Source organism: Pseudomonas sp. DP-17, from assembly GCF_022380625.1.
Lineage (GTDB): Bacteria > Pseudomonadota > Gammaproteobacteria > Pseudomonadales > Pseudomonadaceae > Pseudomonas > Pseudomonas nitroreducens_A.
The window spans coordinates 108638-128897 of record NZ_JAKSXG010000002.1 but is presented as its reverse complement, the minus strand read 5'-3'; the positions used below and the strand labels follow the sequence as shown (position 1 = coordinate 128897).

The following is a 20260-nucleotide window of genomic DNA, read 5'->3' as shown; positions in this document are numbered from 1 at the left end:
TGATCAGGTTTTTGCGGGGCCCGCTGTGCGGGCCCTTCGGGGGATATCAGGCATGGCCGACAGCGCCGGGCAGCGGGGCTTCGCTGTGCTCGCCCTGCAAGGCCTGGCGGGTTCGCTCGGGGGCAATGATCCGGCAGCCGAGGATGGCGCAGACCACGGTGAGCACGCCGAACAGGCCGAGTGCGGTCTCGAAGCCGTGGGCGATGTCGCCGCCGCGCAACTCGACCAGTTGGCCGACGATCCAGGGCGCAAGCATGCCGGCGCTGGTCATGCCGCCGATATGGATCGCCAGCATCGAGCCGCGCTGGGCGCTCGGGGCGATGTAGGCGACCAGGGTGTTGCAGAAGGTCGGCAGGACGTTCACCAGGATCGCACCCAGGGCGTAGAGCACCAGGATCGCCAGGCGCTCGCCGTGCAGCAGGGTCAGCGCGCAGAAGGCAACGCCAGCGACCGCCGCGCAGGCCATCGGCGGCAGCACCATGGCGCGCTGCACCGAGGCGCCACGTTTCATTGCCCGTTGCGACAGCGTGGAGAGCAGGAGGTTGGCGAGGATCACACCGACCGTCACCACCATCACGGTGTAGCCCGACTGCATGGGCGTCATGCCCTGGCCTTTCTGCAGGTAGACCGGCACCCAGCTGTACACCAGCGCGGTGGTCAGGTAGCTGAGAAAGCCCATCAGGGTGATCCAGAGGAAGCTGCGGTTGAGCAGCAGCCGGCTGTATGGCAGGCGCAGCGACGAACCCGGCCCCTCCTCCTCGGTCTGCTGCCCTTCGCGGCCAAGGATCAGCCAGACGACGAGCCAGGCCAGTCCGAGTACCGCCAGCAGGAAATACGCCGTGCGCCAGCCGACGTGCTGGATCGCCAGCGGCAGGCTCAGCGCGCCGAGCACCGCGCCGAGCATGATCGATACCTGGATCAGCGCCGAGGGCAGCACCCGCTCCTTCGGGCCGAACCACTTGAAGCAGGCGTGTTGCGTCACCGCCGTGCCCGGTCCGGTGCCGGCTCCCAGCAACAGGCGCCCGGCGACCAGTGCGGCGAAGCCGCTGGACAGCGCTACCAGCAGTTGCGAGGCCATCCACACCACTGACATGCCGGCGAGAATCCAGCGAGTCGGGAAGCGGTTGGCGAGGAAGCCCACCAGCACGCCGGAGATCGAGTAGAGGAAGAAGAACGCGCTGCCGATGAAGCCGAACTCGGTCGGCGAGAGCTTCAGCTCGTCAATGATCTGCGCGCCAGCGAAGGCGAAGATGGTCTTGTCCAGTACGCTGATGACCATCACCAGCATCAGCAGAATGAGGACTACGGTGCGCTGTTTCATGCCTGCCCCCCTGTCGACAGCGAAGTCTCCACCAGTCGCACCCAGAGCGCGGCGCCGAAGGGGATGGCGCCGTCGTTGAAGTCGTAGCCGGGGTTGTGGACCATGCAGCCGCTGGGGCCGCTGTTGCCGTTGCCCAGGGCGATGTAGCAGCCGGGGCGGCGCTCCAGCATCCAGGCGAAATCCTCGCTGCCAAGGAAGCCCGAGGGGATCTCGGAGAGCAGCCGCTGCTGGCCGACCAGCTCGGCCAGCACCTGGCGCGCGAGGCGGGTTTCTTCCGGCGTATTGACCAGCACCGGCACCAGTTCCTCGTATTCGTACTGCAGCTCCATGCCGTGCGCAGCGGCGACGCCACGAGTGATTTCGCCGATACGCCGCTTGAGCAACTCACGCACCTCAGGCTTGGTAGCACGCACGCTCAGACGCAGGTCAGCATGGTCGGGAATGACGTTGGCCGCCTCCCCCGCCTTGAGCATGCCCACGGTCACCACCCCCACTTCGGTAGACGGCACGTTGCGCGCGACGATGCTCTGCAGCGCCAGCACCAGTTCGGCGGCAGCAACTATCGGGTCACGGGTCAGGTGTGGCATGGCACCATGGCCGCCGACACCGGTCAGGCGGATCGATACGCGGTCCGACGATGCGGTCAGCGCGCCTTCGCGAGTCAGGAAGCAGCCCACCGGCAGGCCCGGCGCGTTGTGCAGCGCGTACACCGCATCGCAGGGGAAGCGCTCGAACAAGCCGTCGTCCATCATCGCCACGGCGCCGCCCAGGGTTTCCTCGGCAGGCTGGAAGATCAGGTTGAGCGTGCCGTCGAAGTTGCGCTGCTCAGCCAGGTCGCGGGCGGCGCAGAGCAGGATGGCGGTGTGACCATCGTGCCCGCAGGCGTGCATGCGGCCGGCGTACTGGCTGGCGTAGGGCACGCCGCTGGCTTCGTCGATGGGCAGTGCATCCATGTCGGCGCGGATGCCGATGCTGCGCGCGCTGTTGCCCTGGCGCAGGACGCCGACCACGCCGGTGCCGCCCACACCTTCATGGACTTCATACCCCCACTCGCGCAGGTAGCCGGCGACGATGGAGGCGGTGCGCGCTTCCTCGAAGCCCAGCTCGGGATGCTGGTGAAGGTCCCGGCGAATCCGGGCGAAAGCTTCCTGGGAAGCGAACAGTCTTTCGACTGTCGGGTGCTGCGAAAGGGGCTGCTGACTCATGCCGCATCCTGCTCATTGTTCTGTTGTGGCCGGCAGGATGCCCCACGCGCGATACGCTGAATAATGACCTTCGCGCATGCTTATCAAGGCTGGTTATCGACGCCTGCTCGCAAGGTGGGACCGCTCCCCGGATCAGTCGGCCTTGCGCAGGTGCGGCCCCTTGAAGGCGTAGACCAGCTCATCCACCAGGGTCTGCGCCTCACGCGTCATCAGCTCCGGCGGGCGGCAGACCAGGGAGATATCGGTGCCGGGTACCGTCTCGGCGATATCCAGCGCATCGAGGGTGCCCGAGACGATGGGCAGGTCGAACACTCGCCGCGACCAGAAGCTCACCGCATCGGTGTTGGCTGCCAGTTCCGCGTAGAGCACCACCGAGGCGCACTCGATGACGCGCTCGGGGTGGCGTACCTGGTACTGCTCGAACATCTGCCCGGCGAGGGAGACATCCAGCGAATCGGGCACCAGCCATTCCTCATCGAGCAACTCGTGCAACGAGCGCGCGTGGCGCAGCGGGTGGCCCTTGCGCACTGCCAGTGTGGTGGGCTGGGCGTAGAGCTCCTGCCAGTGAAAGCCGTCGACATTGCGCGAGGCCGGCTGCGAGGTCAGCACGAGGTCCAGCTGGCCTTCGCGCAGACCTTCGAGCAACTTGGCCGGGCGCAGCTCACTGATCTGCAACTGCACCTTGGGGTAGCGCTTGCGGTAACGCAGCAGGCTGGCGGCGAATTGCTGGCTGGGCGTTACCGGTGACACGCCGATGGCCACCCGACCGTCCATGGCGCCCTTCAGTGTCTCGATCTCGTCCCGCGCGCGACGCACTTCTTCCACCACCAGGCGGGCACGGCGCACCAGGCGCTCGCCGTATTCGGTCGCGGTGATGCCGCGGTTGGAGCGCACCAGCAGCGGCACGCCCAACTCGGCCTCCAGCTCCTTGATGCTCTTGGACAGGGCGGGCTGGGAGATGTGCAGCAGGCGTGAAGCTTCCTGGATGCTTCCGCTCTCGCAGATCGCGACGATGGCGCGCAGTTGATGCAACTTCATGGAGTGGTCGTCGGCTCGTGGATCGGTAACAGCTCGGACCATAAAGCAAAATCGGGGCCGGCGTGAGTAACGGTTGGTAAACGGAGACAGACCGGCGGGTCGCGCAGCATGCTTTTCGTAGGATGGCGTGGAGTGCAGCGATACCCATCGATCCCGAGCGACGACAGCATCGGTATCGCTGCGCTCCACCCATCCTACAGTCGAGGTTTCCTGGCAGTTCGCAGGGCGCATAACGCGCCAGCGTTATCCGCCATTCAGGATCGAATAAAAAAAGCGGCCCGAAGGCCGCCGAATGAACACAAGGAGCGCCGGTGAGCGCCAGTAAAGCCCGCCCTCAGCGGATACCCGTGGCGCGCAACGCGTTGGGAGTGAAGTCGTTGCTGCTCGACTGCACGGCGAAGTCGTAGCTGCTCTTCTCCTCGTTGCGCAGGCCGGACACCGTGTAGCGGCCGGACAGCACGTCATAGTGCGTCTCCGCCGTCAGCCAGGTGAACTGCTGGTCATAGAACGGCCGCGCATGGCCTTCGGAAACCCGCCAGAGGCTGCCGCGGCCGTCGTAGGCGTCAGCCTCGGCGATCTGCCAGCTGTCCTCGTCGATGTACAGGTCACGCTTGCTGTAGATGTGGCGCTGGCCCGGCTTCAGGGTCGCTACCACGTGCCAAACGCGGTGCAGTTCGTAGCGGGTGTGGTCCGGGTTCAGGTGGCCGGGTTTGACGATGTCGTCGTACTTCAGCGTCGGCGAGTCGAGGGCGAAGCTGTTGTAGGGAATGTACAGCTCCTTCTTGCCCACCAGTTTCCAGTCGTAGCGATCCGGTGCGCCGTTGAACATGTCGAAGTCGTCGTAGGTACGCATGCCTTCCGCGCCGGGGCTGTCGTAGCCCACCTGCGGGGCGCGGCGCACGCGGCGCTGGCCGGCGTTGTACATCCATGCCATGCGCGGTTCCTTGACCTGGTCGATGGTCTCCAGCACCAGCATCACGCTGCCCGCCCGGCGCGGCGGCGAAAGAATCTCCTGGCGGAAGTAGTAGAGGATGTTGTCCATTTTCGCCGGGTCGTAATCCTTGAGCCCGAACGGGAAGGCGAACTGCTCCTTCATGTAGCTGATGGTGTAGGCGCCGTTGGCTTGGGGGTTCATTTGCGCGGTGGTGCGCAGCATCGCGTTGCCACGGTAGCGGGTGACATGGTTCCAGATGACTTCCAGGCCGTTCTGCGGGATCGGGAACGGCACGGTCATGCTGAAGTTGTTCAGCCCGTTGCCGCCCTCGGCCAGCGAGGTGGCGGTGGCGTTCTTCTTCGCCGCGTCGATCACCGCCCGCGGGTAGCTGGCGCTGCGGTGGCTCGGGTAGACCGGGATGCGGTACGTCTCGGGGAAACGCTGGAACATCGCCAGTTGCCCCGGCGTCAGCTTGTCCTGATACTGGCTGGCGTTCTGCGCGGTGATGGTGAACAGCGGCTTGTCCGCAGCATAGGGGTCGGCGAGGAAGCCGCCGGCATCGGCCTTGCCGGCGTTCAACGGCAGCCCGCCGCTCCAGGCCGGGATGCTGCCGTCGGCGTTGCCTGCCTTTTCCGCGCCGATGGGCGTGAGTTCATTGCCCAGGCGCGCGGCCTGGTCGGCACCGACCGCGGCCATGACCTGCCCGGCGAGCAGGCTCAGCGTCAGGCAGCCCGCCTGCAACCATTGCTTGTTGTTCATGCTTGTACCTCTGGGACGGATAGGCATCAGAAGCTGACGCCCAGGCTGACGGCGAGGAAGTCGCGGTCGGTGTTGACGTTGTAATCGCCGCCGAAGTAGTCGGTGTAACTGATACTGGCGGTGTAGCGGCTCAGGTACTCGGCATCGACGCCGACGCTGACCGACTTGTCGCCCTCGTTGAAGGTCGGGCCGTAGCCTTCCACGTCATGGGAGAAGGCCAGGTTCGGACGCAGCGAGACGCCACCGATCAGGTCGTTGTATTCCAGCCCCGCGCGCACCCGGTAACCCCAGGAGTTCTGGGTGTAGAAGCCCTTGTCGTCGCACTGGCCAGGGTTGGCGGTGTTGACCACCTTCTGGCAGATTGCGTTGCCCGACAGCCCCAGCAGCGCCGAGCTGCCAGCGCTGGCCAGCTCGCCGTTGCCGTACACGCTGCTGCGGCCGAAGCGCAGGTCCGAGCCATCGGTGGAACCCAGGTCGCCGATATGGCCGAAGCCGATCTCGCCGACCAGGGTCAGGCGTTCGGCGGCAATCAGCGGGATCTGGTCGAAGGTGTTGGTGAAGGTCATCTGCGCCTGGGTATAGGGCATTCGCTTGTAGCCCTGGATGAGCGAGCCGTAGCTCGAATCCGCCCAGCCGCTGGAGAAGATCGGCAGGCCGCCGTTGACCAGCGGGCTGGTCGCTGCGGAGCCGAGCGTAGCGGCGCCGGAAACGTCGCTGGAGTTGATGCCCAGGGGCATGTTCGGCCGGTAGCTGATCTCGCCCTGCACCGCGGTGCTGCCCCAGGTGGTGTTGAAGCCCAGGCCGTAGAGGCGGATGTCCTCGGGGTAGTCCAGGTACCAGCGCGCGGTGCTCACGCCACCCTGCCCGATCAGCCCGCCCACCGGGTCGGCCAGCGCGCCCTTGCCCACCACCCAGTTACTGGTCGGCGTGCGGCTGTGGTAGTTCATCGCATAGGCGGAGAACTCGGTGTCGTTAACCATCCAACGAAGCGCCACGCCGAACTGGCCGCCGTCGCGGGCGTCGTGGTCCTTGCCGCGCGGCACGTAGCCGTAACCACCCTTGATGCCAGTGCCGTCGATGTCGCGATCAAAATCGCTGCCGTTCACCGCCATGTTGATGTCGCAGCCCTTGGCCGCCACGTCGCTGCCGAAGAAGGTGCCGCAGTTGTCCGGCACGGTCTTCTCCCACTCCAGCTGGTAAAAGGCCTCCATGGACAGGGTGTCGGTGAGCCCCTGGTTGAAATACAGCATGCTCACCGGGATCAGCGCTTCCTTCACCTCGGAACCGGGGCGGCGCAGCGCGGCGACGTCCGCCGGGTTGATCGAGTTGATGCCGTTCTGGATGAAGGTGCTCTCGCCCCAGCTCACCACCTGGCGCCCCAGGCGCACGGTGCCCGGCAGGTCGCGGATGTTGTAGTTGTGGTAGAGGAAGGCATCGAGCAGCTCGGCACCCGAGGACTGGGCGGCGGTATCGCGGCCGCTGTCGTCGATGTCGTAGAGGGGGCGGTGCTCGTCCTTCAGTTCGAAGTCGTACCAGTACTTGCCACGCAGGAACAGGCCGCTGTCGCCGTATTTCAACTCCAGGTCGTGCAGGCCCTTGAAGATCTTGGAGAAGGTCTCGCCCTTCTTGAAGTTCAGGCGGCCGTCATCGGAGGTCTGGCTGGACGCCGTACCGCCGTTGCGGGTACCGATGAACTTCTTGTCCGGGCTGTCCATCGCCCAGCTGGCGCCAATGGACAGGGTCGAGTCGAAGCGACCCTCGATTTCCCCCACGTTGAAGCTTGCGGCCAAAGCCGAAGATGCCCCGCCAAGGGCCATGCTGGTAGCCAGCGCCAGCGCGTGCGGCCTGAAGCCTGCGGCGCCGGTTATTGTTTTTCTCATGCTGCTCTCCGCCTGGATCGTGCTGGTCACGGCAAGCCGTGCCACCCCTGCTCCGCGGCTCGAGGGCCGGGAGGCGGTCGCATGGTAAGAGCCCGGTCACAACGCTGACTTCTGAAAAAAAGTGATGCCCATAGCCAGAATGGAAGCGCCGGCGAGGTACTCCCCGTGGGTGATAACCGACGGCTATTGCAATACCCAGGATTCAGCCGACCGCCGCCGCGCATTGCCCTAAAGTCCGCCGCCATCAGTGACTCCCCAACGATGAGGTGGACCATGAAGATTGCGTTGACCGGCGACAGCATCCTGCAGCGCCGCCTGAACAGCCGCGAAGACGAAACCCTGCGCCCGCTGTTCGACCTGCTGCGCGGCGCCGACGTCAGCTTCACCAACCTGGAAGTACTGCCCAACGACTTCCAGGGCGACGCCGTGCTGGAAAGCGGCGGCTCGCACTTCGGCGCGCCATCCTGGATTCTCGATGAGCTGGTGGAAGGCGGCTTCGACCTGTTCTCCACGGCCAACAATCACAGCCTGGACTACGGCATCGCCGGCCTGCACGCCGCCCACGCCCAGTTGGAAAAACGCGAACTGCTGTTCGCCGGCACCGGCCGCAACCTGGAAGAAGCCCGCCGCCCGGTGTACTGCACCAAGCCCGCCGGCACCGTCTCGCTGCTGGCCTGTACCTCCACCTTCGGCAAGGGTCAGGAAGCCAGCGAGCAGACCCGCGAAATGCCCGGCCGTCCGGGGCTCAACCCCCTGCGCTACGACACCGTGCACCAGCTTGACGGCGCACAGATGGAGGCCATGCGCGGCATCATCGCCAGCCTCGGCCTGGACCGCCTCTACCAGGGCGCAGTGGACCTGGGCTTCGCCCACCCGATCCCCGACCCGTCGCTGGCGGTGTTCGGCCCCTTCACCCCGCTGCTGTTCCGCCAGGGCGAGAGCTCACGCCTGCGCACCCTGCCGCGCAAGAAGGACATGGACGACATCCTGCGCTGGGTCGAGGAAGCGCGGACGCTGTCCGACCTGGTGGTGCTGAGTATCCATGCCCATGAACTGGGCCACGATGCGACCGGGGAATGGAACCTGGAAGTGGCCGCCGAATTCATCCAGCCGGTGGCGCGGCGCATGATCGATGCCGGCGTCGACATCGTCGTCGGCCACGGCCCGCATCTGCTGCGCGGCATGGAGATCTACAACGGCAAACCGATCTTCTACAGCCTGGGCAACTTCATCGGCCAGAACGAGCTGGTGGAGCGCCTGCCGGCGGACAGCTACGAGCAGTTCCGCGTGGACCGCAACCAGACGCCGTCGAAGGTGTTCCTGCAGCGCACCCAGAACGACACCCGCAGCTTCCCTTCCGATGCACGCTTCTGGGAAAGCCTGGTGCCGGTCTGCCAGTTCGACGGGCGCCGCCTCGTCGGCATCGAGCTGCACCCGGTGAGCCTGGGCCTGGGCGAAGCGGTACACCGCCGAGGCCGCCCGCGCCTGGCCGAAGGCGAACAGGCACAAGCCATCCTGCAGCGCTTTGCCGCACTGTCGGAGCCGTACGGAACTCGGCTGTCGGTGGATGGCCCGGTAGCGCGCGTCTGCCTTTGATCAGGCGCCAAGCGCTGGTGTCCAAGCCCCCAAGCCCCTTCCAGGAGCGAGCCTGCTCGCGAACAGCTTTTCCCGTCCACCATGCTGCCAGGCGGTTCGCGAGCAAGGACCGGGCGCCGCCTCGGTCCTACGGCAAGGGTTCTGCTCCGGCACTGACGGGGCGACCGCTCAGCAGAAATTTCGGCCAGCTTGAAACACCACCGAGTCAAACCCAGCACCCAACCGCAGTAGGAGTGCCTGGTATGACCGTGAACATCGACAACCTGAACATCGCCCTGCCCGTTGGCAAGACGCCCACCGACACCCTCGCCATCGAGCTGCCCGGCCCGCAAGCGCTGGAGCAATACCCCGAGCTGGTGAAGCGATTGCCCGACGGCAGCCTGCGCCTCACCGCGCCGACCCTGGGCGCAGCCAGCAAGAGCGTGCACCGCACCCGCTGCGAGTGGAAGGAGCCGATCTACTGGGCGCTGAGCAGCGCGACCGAACACGTCAACCACCAACTGATGGCCGTCACCCAGGTCAACTCGGCGCAGAAGGTGGTGATCGCGCAGATGCATGTGAAGGACGATGACAGCCCATTGCTCAAGGTGTTCTGGCAGAAAGGCAAGCTGACCATGGGCTTTCGCCAGACCTTCAACCAGGAAACGCCGGTGAATAGCACGGTGCTGGACAGCGTGCCCCTGGGGGCGGATTTCGACTTCCTGATCCGCGCCACGTCCAACCTGACGCTGACGGTCCAGGCCAGCTGCAACGGTCGCACCTCCAACGTGGCGCCCATGACCCTGGATGCCAGTTGGGCGGCACGGATCTTCGACTTCCATGGCGGGGTCTACAACCAGATCGACTTCAGTGCGACGACGCTCGCCACCGATGCCTCGGTGTGCGTGATCAAGGATCTGCAGATCAGGCACGCGTGAGAACAGGTAACCCTGGCGCAAGTCCGACCCGATCGCGGACGAAGTCCGCTCCTACGCAGGTACGAGCTTTCGTAGGAGCGGGCTCTGTCCGCGAAATCCAACGCGGTGGAATCCATACTCACCGGCACACACCGTTGCGCAGCGCCCATTTGGAGGAGCGCGCCATGCGCGCGATCGCGGGCGTGGCCCACCCCTACAGAAATGCGCCGGCATCCGCTAGGCTGCGATGGCACTCCACCCAGAGCCCACCCGCATGCCCGCGCTTACCTGCCCGCACCTGACCGGCCAGCACGTCGAACTCCTGCCCCTGCGCGCCGAACACGCTCAGGCCCTCCTCGATGCCGCCGCCGACGGCGAGCTGTGGAACCTGAAGGTCACCGTGGTGCCCGGCCCGGATACCGTAGACAGCTACATCGCCAAGGCCGAAAAGGGCCAGGAGGACGGCACTGTCCTGCCCTTCGCCATCCTCGACCGGCGCACAGGCAAGATCGTCGGCAGCACCCGCTTCTGGAAGGTCGACCGCACCTGGCTTGCCCTGTCGGCGCAGCGCACGCCGATCAACACCGAGGCCAAGCTCCTGCTGCTCACCCACGCCTTCGAGGAAATGGGCTGCGTGCGCGTGCAGTTCACCACCGACGAGCTGAACGAGAAATCCCGCGCCGCCATCCTGCGCCTGGGCGCAGTGCAGGAAGGCATAGTCCGGCATGAACGCATCATGCCCGATGGCCGCAAGCGCAATTCGGTGCGCTTCAGCATCATCGACAGCGAGTGGCCCGAGGTGAAGGCGCGGCTGCTGCAAAGGCTCGGCCGCACCCCGGTCTGAGAGCCGCTCAGCCCTGGTAGAACACCTCGTCGCTGTACGGGTACCACCAGGAGTGGATCTGCGGCTGGTGATCGATGATCACCATCTTCGAGCGGCGGAACGCGTCCAGACCCTGGCGGCCCAGTTCGCGGCCCATGCCGGACATCTTCCAGCCGCCAAACGGCAGCGCATCGTTGTCGATCAGCGGGTTGTTCACCCAGACCATGCCCGCCTCCAGGCGGTCCGCCGCCTCCATCGCTTCGGCGAGGTCCGTGGAGAACAGCGAGGCGCCCAGGCCGAACGGCGAGTCATTGGCCAGGCGCACGCCCTCGTCGAAGTCCTTTACCTTGCAGATCGCCGCCACCGGGCCGAAGCATTCCTCGTGAAAGATCGCCATGGCCGGGGTGACGTCGGTGAGGATTGTCGGTTCGTAGTACCAGCCAACCGGCAGGTGCGCCGGAACCTTCCCGCCACAGACCAGCGTCGCCCCCTTGGCGACTGCGTCGTCCACCAGACGGATGACCTTGGCGCGCGCCGCCTCGCTGACCAGCGGGCCGATCTCCGAACGCTCCAGGCCATGGCCGATGCGCAGTGCGCGGGTACGTTCGGCAAAGCGTGCGACGAACTCGTCGTGGATCTCATCGACCACGAAGAAGCGCTCAGCCGAAGTGCAGATCTGCCCGGTCAGGTGGAAGGCAGCCGTCACTGCGCCGGCAGCTGCGACATCCAGCGGCGCATGGCGGGAAATGATCATCGGGTCGCTGCCGCCGGCCTCGATCACCGCCGGTTTCATCCGCTCGGCACACGCAACAGCTACCGCCTTGCCGGCGGCGACGCTGCCGGTGAAGGCCACGGCATGGGTGCGCTCGGACTGCACCAGGCGCTGCGCGGTGCTGGCATCGCCCGGCACACAGCTGACCATCCCCGCCGGCAGCCCCTTGAAGTGCTGCATGAATTTCAGCGTGCACAGCGTGGTGCTTTCCGCCGGCTTGACGATACAGGCGTTACCCGCCGCCAGCGAGGCAGCCAGGGTCCAGCACATCAGCAGGATGGGGAAGTTGAACGGCATGATGTGCACGCTGACGCCGTAAGGCTCGTAGCGCACGTGCTGGAAGGAGCCGAGCTGCGTGGTGCCAGCCACCTTGCCGGCCTCGTCGCGGGCCATCTCGGCGTAGTAGCGGAAGATCGGCGCACAGTTGGCCAGCTCGCCCATGGCTTCGGGGAATGGCTTGCCCATTTCCAGGGTCATCAGCCGCGCCACTTCGCGCTGGGTGGCCTGGTCGGTCTCGAGGGCGTTGGCCAGTTGGTGCAGGATCGCCGCGCGGGATTTCGCATCCACGCGCTTCCATTCGCGCTGGGCGGCGTTGGCCGCGTCGATGGCGGCGTCCACATCCTCGGCGTCGCACAGGGCGATGCGGCCTACCTGGGTGAGATCGGCGGGATTGATGATGTCGCGCAGGCGCTGCGTCGCCACGCCCTGATAGTGGGGGCCGATGAAGCGCAGGGGCACGTCGCTGTGAAAGTCGGTCATGGAAGGCTCCGCAGGGATTCAGAAGAGGCCAGGCGCTGGGCGATCACGTCGCCCTCCAGCCCCTGGCGCCAGTTCGGTAGATGAGCGTCGAGCAGCGCTGCCAGCGGGCGCAGGTGCTCGTTGTCAAGCGCGCGCTGGAACAGCCGCAGCACGCGCGGCAGGTGCTTGAGGTAACCGTGCTTGCCATCGCGCCTGGCCAGGCGCACGAAGATGCCCAGCACCTTGGCGTGGCGCTGTGCGGCAAGCACCTGGAAGTCGGCCATGAAGCGCCGGCCGTCCACTTCCGGGCGCTGGCTGAGGTAATGGGTGAGCAGGGTCACGCGCAGGGTTTCGGGGATGTCGCGGCGCGCGTCTTCGAGCAGGGACATGAGGTCATAGGCCGGCGCGCCGAACAGTGCGTCCTGGAAGTCCAGCAGGCCGCACGCCGCCACGCCCGCCCTGCCCTCCAGCAGCATCAGGTTGTCGACGTGGTAGTCGCGCAGCACCAGCACTTCACGGCGCATCGAGACGTCGCGCCAGAGCGCGGCGAACTCCGCCAGGTAGCGCTCGCGAATCTGCGCGGCAGCCTTTTCGCCCACCAGCAATGGCGCGTACCAGTCGATGAACAACGCCGCCTCGTCCGCCAGCTTCTGCCCGTCGTAGGCCGGCACGCCTTCTGCTGCTTGCGGGCCGGCACGGTGCAGGCGTACCAGGGCGTCCACGGCGAGTCGGTATAGCTCCGTCTCGCTGTGGCCGGCGGCGAGCAACCGGGTGTAGGTGGCGTCGCCGAAGTCCTCGATCAACGCCAGGCCCAGCTCGCGGTCGGCGGCCAGCACGCCCGGGGCCGACAGCCCACAATCGCGCAGCAACTGCGCCACCCGCAGGTACGGCGCCAACGGCTCGGCACCGGGTGGCGAGTCCATCAGCAGCAGCGCTTTACCGTCCAGGCGGAAGTAGCGCCGCATCGAGGCATCGGCCGGCAGCGCGGTGAGCGCCGCGCCGGCCATGCCGCTGCCGGCAAGGAAGGTCTCGCGGGCGGCGGCGCGGGTGGTTTCGCAGGGCAGGTTCATGGCATCACCGGATCATGTAGACCTTCTTGATGGTCTCGTGCACGGTGCACACGCCCTTCCAATCCTTGGGGAAGAAGGCCGCGGTGTCCGGCTCGATCTCGATCACCTCGCCGGACTCGTGCACGTAGGTGCAGCGGCCTTCGAGGAAATGGCAGAACTCGTCGCTGGTCACGTGGCAGAACCACTTGCCCGGCGTGCAGTGCCAGATGCCGCATTCGGACTGGCCTTCGGGCCCCTTGTGCAGGACCACGCCGCTGACGTGGGACTCACCCTCGAGCATGGTCGGGATCACGCCCCAGTCCTTGAGTTCGGTGACCTGCAGCGGGCGGTAGATAACGGGGGTCTTCATGGACATCTCCTTCGATGGCAACCCGTACGGGCGACCGGGTAAGGCATAGGGCGAATGACCGCTTGCGGTTATCCGCCGATGGGTTCGGCGCAAGGTCGATGGCGGATAACGCCTGCGGCGTTATCCGCCCTACGAAATCACGCCAGCATGTAGAGGTTGCGAATGGTGGTGTGCACGGTGCACTCGCCGGTCCAGCCGGCCGGGAACAGCACCAGGGTGTCGGGCTCGACCTCGATCACCTCGCCCTCGTCGGAGCGATAGGTGGCGCGCCCGGCAACGAAGTGGCAGAGCTCGTCACGCGGGATCGACAGCCGCCAGCGGCCGGGGGTGCAGACCCACAGGCCGGTTTCGGGGCTGTTGTTCGGGCCCTTGAACAACAGGCGGCCGCTGGAGTGCGACACACCCTCCAGCGCATCGGATTGCACGCCCCAATCCACCAGGTCGTCGTAGTCGCGGGCGCCGCGGATGTGCGGCGCAGTGCTTTCTCCATTAAAAGAGGCGGCCTTGAACTCAGGCATGGTTCACCGCCTTGCCGCCCATCAGTTGGTCGAGGATACGCGCGGCGTCTTCCGGCCCCTTGCGCGAGCGCATGTAGTCGCTGGTGCGCGCCAGGCGCTCCTGCATCAGCTCATCGCCCAGCAGCTGGGCGATGTTGCGCGCCAGGTCTTCCTCGCTCCAGTCGTAGCGGTCCATGCGCAGGCCGTGGCCGCTTTCCTGGGCGCGCATGGCGTTGTCGTGGCCGTCCCAGACGTAGGGCATGACGATGGCCGGCTTACCGAAGAACAGGCACTCGGTGAAGCTGTTGTTGCCGCCATGGTGGATCACCCCGTCGACCTGGGCGATCACCGAGGGCTGCGGGTACCAGTTGGAGACGATCACGTTGTCCGGCAGGTCGGTGTACTTCTCCACGTGCTCGCCGACATTGAACAGCGCGCGGTACGGCAGCTTGCCGATGGTGGTGACCAGGCGCTTGAGCAGCTCGACGTCGCCCGAGCCGAGGCTGCCGAAGCTGACGTACAGCAGCGGCTTGTCGTTGTGCGCCTTGAACTGCGGGATCTCGTAGGGCTTGTCGGTACGCACGCAGCCCTGCAGGTAGTGGAACTGCCGCGCCGGCAGCGGGTGGCGGCGCTGGAACTTCACCGGGTCCGGGTACAGCAGCAGGTTCATGTAGGGCGACTCTTCGAAGAAGGTACCCAGCGGATACGGCCGCTCGCCGCATTGCGCGAGGAAGTCGTTGAAGTCGGCATGGATCGGCGCGATCACTTCCTCGAAGCGCTTCTGGAAGCGCGCGTGGCCGTCCTTGTCGTCCACGCTCATGCCCGACAGGTACGGCGGGATGTCCGGGTCGTGCACCTCGTTCTCCGAGCAGGAGATGATCCGCACCCAGGGCTTGCCGTAGTGCTTGATGGCCGGGAAGAGGATCACGTTGTCCACGCAGATCAGGTCCGGCTTGATGCGGTCGAGGATCGCCGGCAGCTCCTTCTGCGCCCACTTGGCGGTGGAGACGATGGCCTCCCAGCACTCCTTCACGTAGTTGTCGAGCTGGTCGATGGGCGCCTTGCGGAAGTTGGGGATGTGGCCGTTGATGAAGTCGGTCCAGTAGCGCGCCATCTCCTCGGCCGGCATCGGCTCGGACATGTTCACGTAGTGTTCCTCGAAGCCATAGGCGGCGTACACGCCGGTCATGCCTGGATCGGTGAGGAACACCGCCTTGTGCCCCAGCGCCTCGCAGGCCTGGGCGATGCCGACCGAATTGAGGGCCGGGCCGTAGGCGGCCTCGGGGAAGAATGCGATGACCTTGCGTTCACTACTCATGGTGCTCTCCTGTCGATCTTGTTCTTGAAGCAATCAGTGAGTCAGCACGCGGCCGTGCCGCGCATCCCAGCCCAGGCGCACCGGCATGCCGGCGGCGAGGCGCAAGAAGTCGTAGTCAGAGGACGGCACGCGGACGATCAGCGGCTTGCTGGACAACGCCGTGTTCACGTGCAGGTTGGTGTCCAGGCCGTGGTAGGCGACCTCCGCCACCTCGCCCTGGATCTGGTTGTCGGTGGCCGGCGTCGAGTCAGTGAGCACGCGCAGGCGCTCCGGGCGCAGCGCGAGGGTCACGCTCTCCGGGCTCGCCTCGGCGGTGGTCTCGATGTTCAGCACCTGGTCGCCGGCCTGCAGGCGGTTGGTGCCGACGCGGCGGCCCTCGATCAGGTTGCTGACGCCGATGAAGTCGGCGACGAAGCGGCTGCCAGGGTTCTCATAGAGTTCGCTGGGGCTGCCGCACTGGCAGACCTTGCCGTCGCGCAGCACGGCCATGCGGTCGGACATGACCAGGGCTTCTTCCTGGTCGTGGGTGACCATGATGAAAGTGATACCGCTCTCGTGCTGCAGGCGCTTGAGTTCCAGCTGCATCTTCTCGCGCAGCTTCTTGTCCAGCGCACCGAGGGGTTCGTCCAGCAGCAGCACACGCGGGCGCTTGACCAGCGCTCGGGCCAGGGCGACGCGCTGGCGCTGGCCGCCGGAGAGCTGGTCCGGGCGGCGGTTGGCGAGCTGACCGAGCTGCGCGGTCTCCAGCACCGCGTCGACCCGCTGGCGGATTTCGCCGGCCGGCAACTTCTCCATCTCCAGGCCGTAGGCGATGTTGCCGCGCACAGTCATGTTGGGGAACAGCGCGTAGGACTGGAACATCAGGTTCAGCGGGCGCTTGTTCGGTGGCAGCGGCGAGATGTCCTGGCCATCCAGGTAGATCGCGCCGGCGCTGGGCGTCTCGAAGCCGGCGATCATCCGCATCAGGGTGGTCTTGCCGCAGCCGGAGGGGCCGAGCAGCGCGAAGAACTCGTTCTGGCGGATGCTCAGCGACACCTGGTCCACCGCCGTCAGGCCCTCGCCGTAGGATTTGCTCACCTGCTCCAGCACCAGCAGGTCGGATGACTTAGTCATGGGCTTTGGGCACCTTGTTCAGACGTTGGGAGGCGAACAGCGCGGTGAAGCTGACCAGCATCACCAGGGTCGCGAGGGCGTTGATTTCCGGGGTCACGCCGAAGCGGATCATCGAATAGATCTGCATCGGCAAGGTGGTGGAGGCGCTGCCGGAGCCTGCGTTGAAGAAGGCGATGATGAATTCGTCCACCGACAGGGTGAACGCCAGCAGCCCGCCGGCCAGCACGCCGGGGAAGATCGCCGGCAGCAGTACGCGGCGCGCGGTGGTGAACCAGCCGGCACCCAGGTCGATGCTGGCTTCGAGGATCGAGTAGTCGAAGTGCTTGAGCCGCGTGCGTACCACCGCGCAGACGAAGGCGATGTTGAACACCACGTGGCTGAGGATGATCGAGTGCAGTCCCAGGCTCATCTTCAGCAGGTTGAAGAAGCTCAGCAGCGCGATGGCCAGGACGATGTCGGGAATGATCATCGGCGCCATCAGCAGGGTGTCGGCAATGTTGCTGCCTTTCTTGCCGCTGTTGCGTGCGCGCATTTCCACGCCCAGCGCTAGCAAGGTGCCGAGCACGCAGGCGATGAAGGTGGAGGTCAGTGCGACGATCAGGGTGTTCAGCGCCGCGTGCTGGATCGAGGCATTGGCCAGCAGCTTGGCGTACCATTTCAGCGAGGCGCCGCCCCACGCAGTGGGCAGGCCGCTGGCGTTGAACGACAGCAGGATCAGTACCAGGATCGGCACATAGAGGAAGGCGTACACCAGCCACAGGTGCGTGCCGAGGGCGAGTCCGGACGGGTTACGCATGGCGTTCGCCCTCCGCGCCCTGGGCCCGGCGCGAGACCATGGCCTGGATGAACAGCAGCAGCATCATGATGCCGATCAGGAAGAAGCTCAGCGCCGCGCCGAACGGCCAGTCCCGCGCGGTGAGGAACTGCGCGTAGATCAGGTTGCCGACCATCTGCACCTGCTTGCCGCCGAGCAGGTCGGCGGTGATGAAGTTGCCGATGGAAAGCACGAAGACGAACACCGCGCCGGCTGCCACGCCCGGCACCGATAGCGGCAGTATCACCCGGCGGAAGGTGGTCCAGCCGGAGGCGCCGAGGTCGCGCGAGGCTTCCCAGAGTTCGTTGTCGATGCGCGACAGCGAGCTGTAGATGGCGAGGATGACGAAGGGGATGTAGTTGTAGACCAGCCCCAGCACCACGGTGGCATCGGTGTAGAGCAGGTTGATCGGTTCGCCGCTGTAGCCCAGCAGGCTGAACAGGCGGTTGAGCAGGCCCTCGCGGTTGAGCAGCACGATCCAGGCGTAGGTGCGGATCAGGTAGTTGCTCCAGAACGGCAGCATCACCAGGAACAGGTACACCGCCTGCCGACGCGGCGTGCAGCGGGTGATCGCGTAGGCCGCCGGATAGCCGATGAGCACCGCGAACAACATGGCCAGGCCGGCGATCTTTGCCGAACGCAGGAGGATGTCGAGGTACAGCGGGTCCACCGCGCGGCGATAGTTCTCCCAGGTGAACACGTAGTCGATGCCGCCATAGGCGCCGCGCTCGAGGAAGCTGTAGACCAGCACCAGCAGGCACGGCAGCAACAGGAACAGGGCCAGCCAGCCCAGGCCGGGCGCGAGCAGCCAGGCCGACAATTTGCGGTCGGCGGATAAAGCGGTCATGCGTAGTTCCCCCAACCCCGCGCCAGGCGGGGTGCTTCAGGGTTATTCCGGAGAGCGTTGCGGGGCGCCGGCGCGACGCCCCTCCGCAGCCTTACTGGGCCGCCATGATCTCGGTCACGGCGCGGGTATAGGCCTTCTGCGTGGAACCACCGACGTCACGCAACTGCTGCTGCTTGACCAGCTCGGCCGGCGTGGTGGTGAGGTTCGGGTACTTGGCCAGCAGGTCCGGCTTGAGCGTCGCCATCGCCGCCTGGTTGGGCACCTTGTAGAGGATGTTCTCCGCGACCCAGGCGTGGTTGGCCGGCTCCAGCATGTAGTTGATGAAGCGGTAGGCGGCGTCGGGGTTCTTCGAGCTTTTCAGCACGACCATGGTGTCTACCCAGAGGTCGGAGCCCTCCTTGGGCACCACGAACTTGATCGACTCGTTGGCCTGGGTGCCGTAGTTGCACCAGCCGTCCCAGGCGTGGGCCATCAGCGCCTCGCCCGAGGCCAGCTTGGAATAGAAGGTGGTGTCGTCGAAGGACAGCAGACGCTTCTTGGTGGCGATCAGCTGGTCGCGCACCGCGTTGATCTGGTCCGGGTTGCCATCGTTCACCGACCAGCCGTTGGCCAGGAAGCCCGCGCCCAGCAGCCAGCGGTCGGTGGCGAGCATGGTGGTCTTGCCTTTCAAGGCATCGGAAGGCTTGAGCAGGTCGCTCCAGCTCGTCGGCGCCGGGCTGACCTTGTCCGAGCGGTAGCAGATGCCGGTGGTGCCCCAGGTGTAAGGCACGGAGAAATGGTTGCCGACGTCGTACTCCAGCTTCTGCGCTTCGGGGTAGAGATTCTTCAGGTTCGGCACCTTGGCCGGATCGATCTCGGCGAGCAGGCCCTGCTTGTGCAGGATCTCGGCGAAGGGCGAGGAAACGAACACCACGTCATAGCCTTCGCCGCCGGAGGCCATGAGCTTGCCCATGATCTCTTCGTTGGTGGCGTGCAGGGATTTGTCGGCTTCAAGGCCAGTGGCCTTCTGGAACTTCTCCAGGTTGTCCGGGGCCATGTAGCCGTCCCAGATGGAGATCACCAGATCCTTGGCGCTGGCCGTAGTGGCGGACAGCGTGAGCGCGAGGGTCGCCCCTGCGTAGAGCATGGTCTTCAGCTTCATCTTGCGCACCTGACGATGGTTGTTTTTGTGTGTCGACGGCAGCGGAACGAAAAGCGTACTACATGTCTTTTTTTCAAAATAAAAACCGAATGACTGGCGAAGTCAACAATTTCCTACAACCATTTCTCACATTCTTGTTGGACCATCCTCGCTATGGCATAAGGGGTCGCCCTCTATGACGGGCCTGCTGGAGAGAAGCCGCTTGAGCAAGGACACCGAGAAAAAACCGCGCACCAACCACCTGGAACTGGCCCGGCGGATCATCGAGCACGCCCAGGACAGCGGGCTGGGAGATGGCGACGGGCTGTCCGAGCAGCAACTGGCGCGCACCTTCGGTGTGTCGCGCACGCTGATCCGCGCAGGGCTGGACCTGCTGCTGGAACAGCAACTGGTGGCCCATGAGCCGGGCAAGGGCTATCGCTTGGCGGCCGACCCTTCCGCCCAGGTGCTCGGCCCCGCCCTGCCCCAGGCCGAGGAGGAAGCGCTGGCCGCCTCGGTACTGCGCGACCGCATGGCCGGGCGGCTGGGCAACAGCCTCAGCGCCAGCGAGCTGATGCGCCGCTACGACATCGGCCGCGCCGCCGCGCAGAAGGTGCTGGCGCAGCTCAGCGAAGACCAGGTGCTGGAGCGCGGCGCCGGGCAGAGCTGGTCATTTCGTCCGCTGCTGAACAACCTCGCGGCGCTGGAAGACAGCCTGCGCTACCGCCTGATCCTGGAGCCCGAGGCGCTGCTGGCGCCCGGCTTCGACCCCGACCTTGCACGCCTCGCGCTGCTGCGCGGCGCCATGCAGGACCTGCTCGGCGCGCCCATCGAGCGCTTCGACGTGGCGCAGTTCCGCGAGCTGGACATCGGCTTCCACGAGCTGATCGCCCAGGGCTGCGGCAACCGCTTCGTCGGCGATGCCCTGTTGCAGCACCAGCGCCTGCGCCGCCTGCCCAACCTGCTGCCGATGGTCAGCGTGCACCGCCTGCAGGAAGCCCTGCGCGAACACCTGCGGATCATCGAGCAGATCGAGCGCGGCCAGCTGGATATCGCCGCCGACCTGATGCGCCTGCACCTGCGGCTGTCCTTCGCGCAGCGTCCGCAGACCGCCAACCGCGGGATTCCGCAGTCACTCGCCGGAGCGCGCCGCTAAGTATTTTTCACTCA

The 20260-nt window shown here is 65.9% G+C and carries 18 protein-coding genes; 4 read left to right on the top strand and 14 right to left on the bottom strand.

The genetic code is table 11. The features are described 5' to 3' along the window. Nucleotides 1-46: 46 nt before the first annotated feature. The 5 genes from MJ122_RS06305 to MJ122_RS06285 form a co-directional block, all read right to left on the bottom strand. Nucleotides 47-1321 (bottom strand): MFS transporter, encoded by a 1275-nt coding sequence (locus MJ122_RS06305; RefSeq protein ID WP_239743036.1) that lies wholly within the window; start codon nt 1319-1321, stop codon nt 47-49. Beyond that, nucleotides 1318-2526: a M20 aminoacylase family protein gene (locus tag MJ122_RS06300; RefSeq protein ID WP_239743034.1), complete on the bottom strand. Its 1209-nt coding sequence runs from the start codon at nt 2524-2526 to the stop codon at nt 1318-1320. The genes MJ122_RS06305 and MJ122_RS06300 overlap by 4 nt, the downstream gene beginning before the upstream one ends. Before the next feature lie 132 nt (nt 2527-2658). Further along, on the bottom strand, nt 2659-3564 hold the full coding sequence (locus MJ122_RS06295; protein ID WP_088418276.1) for a LysR substrate-binding domain-containing protein: 906 nt from the start codon (nt 3562-3564) through the stop codon (nt 2659-2661). A 334-nt stretch (nt 3565-3898) separates the two neighbouring features. Further along, a complete protein-coding gene (locus MJ122_RS06290; protein ID WP_239743032.1) occupies nt 3899-5257 on the bottom strand; it encodes a DUF1329 domain-containing protein in 1359 nt (452 codons plus the stop codon). Nucleotides 5258-5283: 26 nt separating this feature from the next. Beyond that, a complete protein-coding gene (locus MJ122_RS06285) occupies nt 5284-7137 on the bottom strand; it encodes a DUF1302 domain-containing protein (RefSeq protein WP_239743030.1) in 1854 nt (617 codons plus the stop codon). Between the two features lie 273 nt (nt 7138-7410). On the opposite strand from MJ122_RS06285, the gene MJ122_RS06280 reads away from it, so the two are divergent. The 3 genes from MJ122_RS06280 (at nt 7411) to MJ122_RS06270 (ending at nt 10473) form a co-directional block, all read left to right on the top strand. Next, the gene (locus tag MJ122_RS06280; protein ID WP_239743028.1) at nt 7411-8733 is read left to right on the top strand and encodes a CapA family protein; all 1323 of its coding nucleotides are present in this window, start codon (nt 7411-7413) and stop codon (nt 8731-8733) included. A gap of 242 nt (nt 8734-8975) precedes the next feature. Beyond that, nucleotides 8976-9650: a polysaccharide lyase family 7 protein gene (locus tag MJ122_RS06275; RefSeq protein WP_239743026.1), complete on the top strand. Its 675-nt coding sequence runs from the start codon at nt 8976-8978 to the stop codon at nt 9648-9650. Between the two features lie 253 nt (nt 9651-9903). Then, nucleotides 9904-10473, top strand: coding sequence for a GNAT family protein (locus MJ122_RS06270; protein ID WP_239743024.1), 570 nt, complete (start codon nt 9904-9906; stop codon nt 10471-10473). Between the two features lie 7 nt (nt 10474-10480). Here MJ122_RS06270 and MJ122_RS06265 read toward each other — a convergent pair whose 3' ends face one another. From MJ122_RS06265 to MJ122_RS06225, 9 genes are all read right to left on the bottom strand, one after another. Beyond that, nucleotides 10481-11983 (bottom strand): aldehyde dehydrogenase family protein, encoded by a 1503-nt coding sequence (locus MJ122_RS06265; protein WP_239743022.1) that lies wholly within the window; start codon nt 11981-11983, stop codon nt 10481-10483. Beyond that, nucleotides 11980-13032, bottom strand: coding sequence for a phosphotransferase (locus tag MJ122_RS06260; protein ID WP_239743020.1), 1053 nt, complete (start codon nt 13030-13032; stop codon nt 11980-11982). The genes MJ122_RS06265 and MJ122_RS06260 overlap by 4 nt, the downstream gene beginning before the upstream one ends. Nucleotides 13033-13036: 4 nt before the next feature. After that, nucleotides 13037-13381 (bottom strand): cupin domain-containing protein, encoded by a 345-nt coding sequence (locus MJ122_RS06255; protein ID WP_081518261.1) that lies wholly within the window; start codon nt 13379-13381, stop codon nt 13037-13039. Between the two features lie 137 nt (nt 13382-13518). Beyond that, the gene (locus MJ122_RS06250; protein WP_239743018.1) at nt 13519-13899 is read right to left on the bottom strand and encodes a cupin domain-containing protein; all 381 of its coding nucleotides are present in this window, start codon (nt 13897-13899) and stop codon (nt 13519-13521) included. Then, nucleotides 13892-15196 carry a glycosyltransferase gene (locus MJ122_RS06245; RefSeq protein ID WP_088421106.1) on the bottom strand — a complete coding sequence of 435 codons (1305 nt, stop codon included), beginning with the start codon at nt 15194-15196 and terminating at the stop codon, nt 13892-13894. The genes MJ122_RS06250 and MJ122_RS06245 overlap by 8 nt, the downstream gene beginning before the upstream one ends. A gap of 33 nt (nt 15197-15229) precedes the next feature. Next, entirely contained in the window at nt 15230-16309 is a 1080-nt protein-coding gene (locus tag MJ122_RS06240) for an ABC transporter ATP-binding protein (RefSeq protein ID WP_088421105.1), read from the bottom strand. Further along, complete coding sequence (locus MJ122_RS06235; RefSeq protein ID WP_017519224.1) at nt 16302-17105, bottom strand: ABC transporter permease; 804 nt, start codon at nt 17103-17105, stop codon at nt 16302-16304. Before MJ122_RS06235 ends, MJ122_RS06240 begins: the two co-directional genes overlap by 8 nt. Next, on the bottom strand, nt 17098-17970 hold the full coding sequence (locus MJ122_RS06230; protein WP_239743016.1) for an ABC transporter permease: 873 nt from the start codon (nt 17968-17970) through the stop codon (nt 17098-17100). The genes MJ122_RS06235 and MJ122_RS06230 overlap by 8 nt, the downstream gene beginning before the upstream one ends. Nucleotides 17971-18061: 91 nt before the next feature. After that, the gene (locus MJ122_RS06225; RefSeq protein WP_239743014.1) at nt 18062-19111 is read right to left on the bottom strand and encodes a spermidine/putrescine ABC transporter substrate-binding protein; all 1050 of its coding nucleotides are present in this window, start codon (nt 19109-19111) and stop codon (nt 18062-18064) included. Between the two features lie 202 nt (nt 19112-19313). Between MJ122_RS06225 and MJ122_RS06220 the strand changes: the two genes are divergently transcribed. Then, nucleotides 19314-20246 carry a GntR family transcriptional regulator gene (locus MJ122_RS06220; protein WP_239743012.1) on the top strand — a complete coding sequence of 311 codons (933 nt, stop codon included), beginning with the start codon at nt 19314-19316 and terminating at the stop codon, nt 20244-20246. The last annotated feature ends 14 nt before the right edge of the window (nt 20247-20260 follow it).

Coding starts and splice junctions, on each gene's coding strand:
- MJ122_RS06275 (WP_239743026.1), top strand. CDS start 8,976: ATGACCGTGAACATCGACAACCTGAACATCGCCCTGCCCGTTGGCAAG.
- MJ122_RS06250 (WP_239743018.1), bottom strand. CDS start 13,899: ATGCCTGAGTTCAAGGCCGCCTCTTTTAATGGAGAAAGCACTGCGCCG.
- MJ122_RS06235 (WP_017519224.1), bottom strand. CDS start 17,105: ATGCGTAACCCGTCCGGACTCGCCCTCGGCACGCACCTGTGGCTGGTG.
- MJ122_RS06285 (WP_239743030.1), bottom strand. CDS start 7,137: ATGAGAAAAACAATAACCGGCGCCGCAGGCTTCAGGCCGCACGCGCTG.
- MJ122_RS06300 (WP_239743034.1), bottom strand. CDS start 2,526: ATGAGTCAGCAGCCCCTTTCGCAGCACCCGACAGTCGAAAGACTGTTC.
- MJ122_RS06305 (WP_239743036.1), bottom strand. CDS start 1,321: ATGAAACAGCGCACCGTAGTCCTCATTCTGCTGATGCTGGTGATGGTC.
- MJ122_RS06270 (WP_239743024.1), top strand. CDS start 9,904: ATGCCCGCGCTTACCTGCCCGCACCTGACCGGCCAGCACGTCGAACTC.
- MJ122_RS06240 (WP_088421105.1), bottom strand. CDS start 16,309: ATGACTAAGTCATCCGACCTGCTGGTGCTGGAGCAGGTGAGCAAATCC.
- MJ122_RS06290 (WP_239743032.1), bottom strand. CDS start 5,257: ATGAACAACAAGCAATGGTTGCAGGCGGGCTGCCTGACGCTGAGCCTG.
- MJ122_RS06280 (WP_239743028.1), top strand. CDS start 7,411: ATGAAGATTGCGTTGACCGGCGACAGCATCCTGCAGCGCCGCCTGAAC.
- MJ122_RS06295 (WP_088418276.1), bottom strand. CDS start 3,564: ATGAAGTTGCATCAACTGCGCGCCATCGTCGCGATCTGCGAGAGCGGA.
- MJ122_RS06245 (WP_088421106.1), bottom strand. CDS start 15,196: ATGAGTAGTGAACGCAAGGTCATCGCATTCTTCCCCGAGGCCGCCTAC.
- MJ122_RS06265 (WP_239743022.1), bottom strand. CDS start 11,983: ATGACCGACTTTCACAGCGACGTGCCCCTGCGCTTCATCGGCCCCCAC.
- MJ122_RS06255 (WP_081518261.1), bottom strand. CDS start 13,381: ATGAAGACCCCCGTTATCTACCGCCCGCTGCAGGTCACCGAACTCAAG.
- MJ122_RS06225 (WP_239743014.1), bottom strand. CDS start 19,111: ATGAAGCTGAAGACCATGCTCTACGCAGGGGCGACCCTCGCGCTCACG.
- MJ122_RS06260 (WP_239743020.1), bottom strand. CDS start 13,032: ATGAACCTGCCCTGCGAAACCACCCGCGCCGCCGCCCGCGAGACCTTC.
- MJ122_RS06230 (WP_239743016.1), bottom strand. CDS start 17,970: ATGACCGCTTTATCCGCCGACCGCAAATTGTCGGCCTGGCTGCTCGCG.